Source organism: Plectonema radiosum NIES-515 (genome assembly GCF_025753815.1).
GTDB lineage: Bacteria > Cyanobacteriota > Cyanobacteriia > Cyanobacteriales > Nostocaceae > Hassallia > Hassallia radiosum_A.
On record NZ_JAOWRF010000087.1, the window covers coordinates 20,983 to 27,032 of the forward strand.

The 6,050-nt window shown below is 39.3% G+C and carries 5 protein-coding genes; all 5 read right to left on the minus strand.

Annotated elements, in window-relative coordinates; genetic code table 11:
• Positions 1–2: 2 nt before the first annotated feature.
• The 5 genes from OGM63_RS05840 to OGM63_RS05860 all read right to left on the minus strand — a co-directional run bounded on the left by OGM63_RS05840 (position 3) and on the right by OGM63_RS05860 (position 5,985).
• On the minus strand, positions 3–1,274 hold the full coding sequence (locus tag OGM63_RS05840) for a 3-isopropylmalate dehydratase large subunit (protein ID WP_263744558.1): 1,272 nt from the start codon (positions 1,272–1,274) through the stop codon (positions 3–5).
• Positions 1,271–1,792 carry a LeuD/DmdB family oxidoreductase small subunit gene (locus OGM63_RS05845; protein WP_263744559.1) on the minus strand — a complete coding sequence of 174 codons (522 nt, stop codon included), beginning with the start codon at positions 1,790–1,792 and terminating at the stop codon, positions 1,271–1,273. The genes OGM63_RS05840 and OGM63_RS05845 overlap by 4 nt, the downstream gene beginning before the upstream one ends.
• Positions 1,793–2,998, minus strand: coding sequence for a LeuA family protein (locus OGM63_RS05850; RefSeq protein WP_318528411.1), 1,206 nt, complete (start codon positions 2,996–2,998; stop codon positions 1,793–1,795).
• A gap of 523 nt (positions 2,999–3,521) precedes the next feature.
• A complete protein-coding gene (locus OGM63_RS05855) occupies positions 3,522–4,985 on the minus strand; it encodes an ISLre2 family transposase (RefSeq protein ID WP_263744560.1) in 1,464 nt (487 codons plus the stop codon).
• Between the two features lie 571 nt (positions 4,986–5,556).
• Positions 5,557–5,985 carry a transposase gene (locus tag OGM63_RS05860; RefSeq protein WP_375340460.1) on the minus strand — a complete coding sequence of 143 codons (429 nt, stop codon included), beginning with the start codon at positions 5,983–5,985 and terminating at the stop codon, positions 5,557–5,559.
• Between the last annotated feature and the right edge of the window lie 65 nt (positions 5,986–6,050).

The window sequence follows — 6,050 nt, forward strand, 5'->3', positions numbered from 1 at the left end:
ATTTAAATATCCGTGATGTAACCTGCTACAGCACTACGTGCGGCAACGTGGGGAGAGGCGAGATAAACAAAAGAATCAGGATTGCCCATTCTACCTCGGAAATTACGGTTGGTCGTCGAAAGACAAACCTCACCATCACCAAGCACCCCACCGTGTGCGCCGTAACAGGCTTTGCAACCAGGCGATTCAATCACGGCTCCACTCGCTACGAGGCTCTGTAAAATTCCGTCTTGAACTATGCGACGATACACATTCATGGTTGCAGGCACAATCATGAATTGGACTCCGTTTGCTACCCTCTCACCTCTAAGAGATTTGGCTACTACGGCAATATCTTCAAACTTAGCTCCTGTGCAAGAACCCACATAGACTTGATGGACTTTAATTTTGTCAGCCTTTGCTTTTTCAATGGAATGTACATTGTCAGGTCGATGGGGATAAGCGACCACGGGTTGTAACTCTTCGGCTCGATAGACGATACGTTGGTCGTATTCAAAATCTTCGTCTGTTGTGACTGGCTCAAAATCATCTTTGCCTGTCACCTTACGAAGATAGTCTAAAGCTTTGCCGGAGAGAGGCATGATGCCATTTTTCGCTCCCGCTTCAACGGTCATATTGCACAGAGTAATTCGCTCTTCAGGAGACATATTGTCTATAGTAGAGCCAGTGAACTCAAGTGTTTTATTTGATGCTCCTGCCATAGTAATGTCGCCAATTAGGCGTAGAATTATATCTTTGGCTGTTACATTTTTGGGTAGCTCTCCTTCAATGCGAACTTCGATGACTTCGGGGACTCGGAACCACAACTTGCCCGTTCGGAAAACGGCAACCATATCGTCTAACCCAATACCGGAACCAAAAGCATTGAATGCGCCATAGGTCACCGAGTGAGAGTCAGTTCCCAAAATCAACGCACCAGGTCTGACGTGACCTTCTTCACACATCATTATGTGACAGATACCATAGTTGGAACCATAGGGGTAATATTTTTTAATCAGATGTTTTTCTGCAAATTGATCCATTACCACCGACAATTCTCGCGTGGCTACGTCTTTTGCTGGCACTAGATGGTCTTGGAACAGAATAATCTTATCAGAATCCCACACTTTGGCATCCTCGCCAAACTCTTTGTAGAATATTTCACTCAATGGTTTTAAGGCTGGATCGTGGGTAAAAGCCACATCAATATTCGCGTCAACAAACTCTCCTGTGGTGACGCTTTTTTTACCCGCAGCACGAGCCAAAATTTTATGGGTCATACTTTGTGCAATCATGCTATTTCTCCTGTGGCAATTTTTTGCTTAATATGGTTAAGTAGTCCGCCAGCTTCCATAATGTCGGTCAAAGGTCCAAAATCCCCATACTCAAACCTTTGATTTTCAACTTGGAAGTATCGTTGCTCGGTATTAACTGTCACCTCTTTCCCGACGATGGCTTCATCAAAGGGATGTTCGTATTGAATGGGAAGTAACAGCCCCATATTGATGCAATTGCGGAAAAAGATGCGGGCAAAACTTCTGGCAATCACAACCTTGCTCCCGGCGTAAGCCAAGGCACGCGGAGCAGTATCACGACTAGAACCACACCCGAATTCACGCCCAGCAAAAATAACGGTGAATGGTGAACGCTGTGTTTTAGGGTCTACATAAGGGGGATCCGACTTATAATCAATCAGGGCAATCCGAGCTAACAACTCTTCACCTTCAAGGGGTTCAAATCGCCCAGGTGACATCACGTCTGTATCAACAAAGTCGCCACAGTAAAATGCTTTTCCAGTAATAATTTTATCCATTTATACTGCCTCTATTTTTTGACTATTAATGTAGGTGCGAATGTCGTCACGGGACAACCAGCGATCTTTAGACTTGGCGTATGCCAAAAGATTACTTGCTAGCTCCTCTGATAGCGGAATGCCGATTTGCTCAAGTGCATACCGTACATTGGTCATTCCGCTTGTAGGACCGATGATTATATCTTGGCTAAGCCCCAGTTTGCTGGCAGGGACACCAGAAAAGACATAGTCCTCGAAATCAATGCCAAGTTTTCTGGCTTTCAAGATGGCTGCTGAATGGGTTCCAGCCGCAGTGGCAAAGACTTGCTTCCCGACTAACGGTGTAATTGGGGTGATGGTACTCTCGGTGTATTCGGCGAGCTTCTCACAGTATGGTTTAATATACTCAAGATTAAAATTGTTATTTCCAGCCTGATAGAGCAGCACAATCACTTGTTCTAGGGGGCTATTGCCAGAACGCTCGCCAATGCCTAAAAATGTACCAGCGATCGAATCAGCACCAGCCATTGCAGAAGCCATTGCACAAGCTACGCTCAACCCTTTGTCATTATGCCCGTGCCATTCGACTTCAATGTTTACTCCTGCTTTTGCAATCCGCTCAAGGGTAAACTGTGTGATTCTTGCGGCACCACTAGGGAGACTTTCACCCACAGTGTCACATAAACAGATCAGCTTTACCCCTGCATCAATGGCACTCTTAATAATCCTATCAAGGTCGTCAGCCGGTGTCCGCGTTGCATCTTCAATAGCTAATGAATAGTGCATATCGAGATCGCTTAAATATTTCCCTACTTCGGCAAGACGGTCTAGCATCTTATCTAAATCCCAGTCTTCCACCCGCCTGCGGATAGGACTTGTCCCAAGAAAAAAATCTGCCTGCACTGTTATCGTACTTGCTTGAGCGAGTGCAACAATCGACTCTAAATCTTTAATTAGTGTTCGTGCAAGGCAAATTGGTTTTATACCAAGCTTGTTTTCTTCTATATGACGAATAAGTTCACGACATTCTTCAAATTCTTGTTGGGAAATCGCCGGAAAACCGATGAACATATTATGGACACCAACCTTAGCGGCTAAATTAAGTAGCTCTTTTCGCTCCTCTAGCGAGGGCTTGCGAACAAAAGCGGCTTGTGTAACCTCACGGATGTCATCAGTAATTTTGACCTTTTTTAGATGAGCGGGAGGATCCTGATTCCAAGAAAAAATTCTTTGATATTTTCAGAAGTTGTCATACGTCTTACAATCTGTTTGTAAATGATTATGAAGAAGTGGATTTAGACTTGGCAAGCCATTTAGCTATTAAACGAGCAATCTGTTGTGGCCTGGGAAATAATGGCTCAATTATTTACGATTCTTAGTATATTACTACATCGTTTAAATACGCTTTTTAATTCATTGTTACAAAAGGCAACATTGTGACTATCTTCCGTGACCTCAGGCATAAATGATCGTGATCGCGGTTCGGATGGTGGTCTTGACGGGAGCAACGCGATTTGGTGAGGTTTGGCAAAAAACAAGCGATCGCTAAAAATTATATTTAAGTAAAAAGTGATTTTATTTGCAGTAAACATACTGATTGGCAGGATAAATCATCTTCATGAGATATCTCAAAAAGAGTACTAGTAAGTAATTTGAGGATTCTTTAAAATAATATCTGCAACTAACTTTATTACTGAGTATCGATTGTTGTAGCCAATCAAGGAAAGTCCAAATAAAGGTATAAAATTTATTAAGCGTTTTTCGGCTTGATGAACGAATTTAAGATAGAATCACAAAAATTATCCCAGCTTCCAGCTATCCATTGGCATCGAAGATGGAGCATAATTTCAGCATTATTTTTTAACCAAAACTTACCGTTTCCTTTCATGCGTAAATTAACAACTTGACGAATTAAACTTTCAACTGCGCCACTACCAAGGGAGAGTTTTTGAAATGCAACTTCGTTATACTTTAAAAGCCGCCGTCGATAAGCTTTTAAAATATAATTCCGCTCTCTTACTAAAGTTTTACAGCGTTCCCCAGTAGCCGATAATATAAACTCGCCCATGTTTCTCATTAAATCTAAGGCATGACCTTTATTTAAGGTTTTCCGAGCCTCTTTAAACCACTCTTGACGCTCATTATTTGTGCTAAAAGCAGCATCGGCAAAGTCTTGTAAATGCTCTGCTGCATGATAAAAATCTAATAGTTGATACGTTTCACCTGGGCAGTCTAACTTCTTTAATAAAGGTGGAATATGTTTCCAAATCCATTCCGCACCGTCAGCAATTAATAAGACTTGTTTAGCCTGACTAATCCCTAAATGAACCAAGTACATTTCTAGGATTTGTAAAAATCCTTGATATCCTTCATAAGTCCCATCATTGGTAATAAGAATATCTCCAATTTTGATTTTTTTACCTTGTTCATTCACTACATAAATAGTTAATAACTTTGGTTCAATCCATTCTCCTGTAAAGCCTCTACGATTATTTTTTATCTTACGTCTCCCTTTTTTATTAATCCGGATACGTGTACGCCCACTGTCTACAGCAATTACAACACGTCGGTCTTTAAGAGTATTTAAAGTAAGTAAATTACCAGATTTTAAATCATTCAACTTGTTATTACGTAATTCTAATCCTAGTTGACAAAAATAATATGTTAGCCGTTCTATTCGTTTTACACTAATATTTATTCCCCAACCAATTAATGTTGTACGTGCAGCTTCAAACGAACCAGCAATTGCACCATATTGGGCAACCGGTGAGAAAACAATAGGGGTTAAGCCTTCAGACATTTTTAAATATTTTAAGAATGGTAAAAATCCTTCGTGCAAAGAATTTTTATCTTTATTTGGTTGATTTTGCCGTTCAACTACATATGGTAATTTTAAGGTAACTTCGACATTACCGACTGTTAATACTTGCCGCTTTTTATAACCGTGTTTTTGTGTTTTATTATGCCACCATCCCTGTGTCTGCTGCATTGCTTTATCCAAAAACTCTTGAGATTTCGACAAATTGTGAAGCAATAAAGCAATACATTCTCCTGCTAAAATTAATGCATATTCCCTAATTTTATTCTCACGTACTTTTAAAATTTGTCCATCCCATTCTGATATGTTCGTTAATTCTAAAATTTTCGTAACGTTTTCTTGAAAATCTGACAATGATTTGCTTAAATCGAAAGTAGAATATATATTATTTTTCATCGTAAGTATTCCCTGTTTTTGTTTTGATGTTAGATATCAAAACCTTTACTCCAAAGGTCATCCTACCTTTTTTTTAGGACAAAAAATTCGTCATCTTCAGATCCGAAAATCGTAAGCAAATTTAAGCCAGTATAAATACGGTATTAACTGTCATAAAAATAGAAATGTACTGAAACTAATTTTTAGCGATCGCTTGATTTTTATCCGACCTCACCAAATCGCGTTGCTCCCATCAAGTAATTGCTTGTTTTCAGGGCTTTTTTTAAAGTCTGCACTTGACAAAGCTTCTGATGTGGGTTTAACCCGGATTTCTCACAAGTCAGAAAAAAACGCTTAGGTTAGCCAAATGTAAAATAGTTTAATTAATACATTATCAAAATACCTTCAGAGCCTGGTATTTTCAAGTAAAAGCCGAAGTATCTGAAGATAGATAAAATACATTAAAAGTGCTTAATACTGAAGCAAAAAACTTTTAGTGATAAAAATTGACATGGCAATTGATGGGTTAAATCAAGTAAAATAACCCAAAAAATTAGTTATTAAAAACCAGAATTCAGTTATTACTTGTTAATTAAATTAGACCATTATTGACAATTGACTGACTTGGTAGTTGAGATAAACACTTATAAACCGTTGTAAAAATCTCCTGATAAGGGCAAGCACTGCTAATTGCGATTAAAACTCGTCGTTTACTAATAGTAATAACTGCCCCTAACTTCAATAGTTTTGCGCGGATAGTCTCAACAGTTGCATTTTTGAATTCCGTTTTTGCTAAACATTGCTCTCGCAGGGCATTTATTAAAATGTAAGCAATCGATGCAAACCACAAACGTAATTGATTTCCTTCAAATGTGTGGGTACTAGTCCTATCACTGTGCAATCCTAACTTTTGTTCTTTTAGACAATTCTCCATATTACCCCATTGGTGACAAGTTAAAGCTGTAAGTCTTTTGTCAAGAGGCTTTGAGAGAATTGTTGAAAAAAAACTGGTCAGTCCCACGTTGAAGATCGCGAAAAGGTGCGACAATTAACTTAATATTTGGTTTTCGCTTCTGTTTGATAATA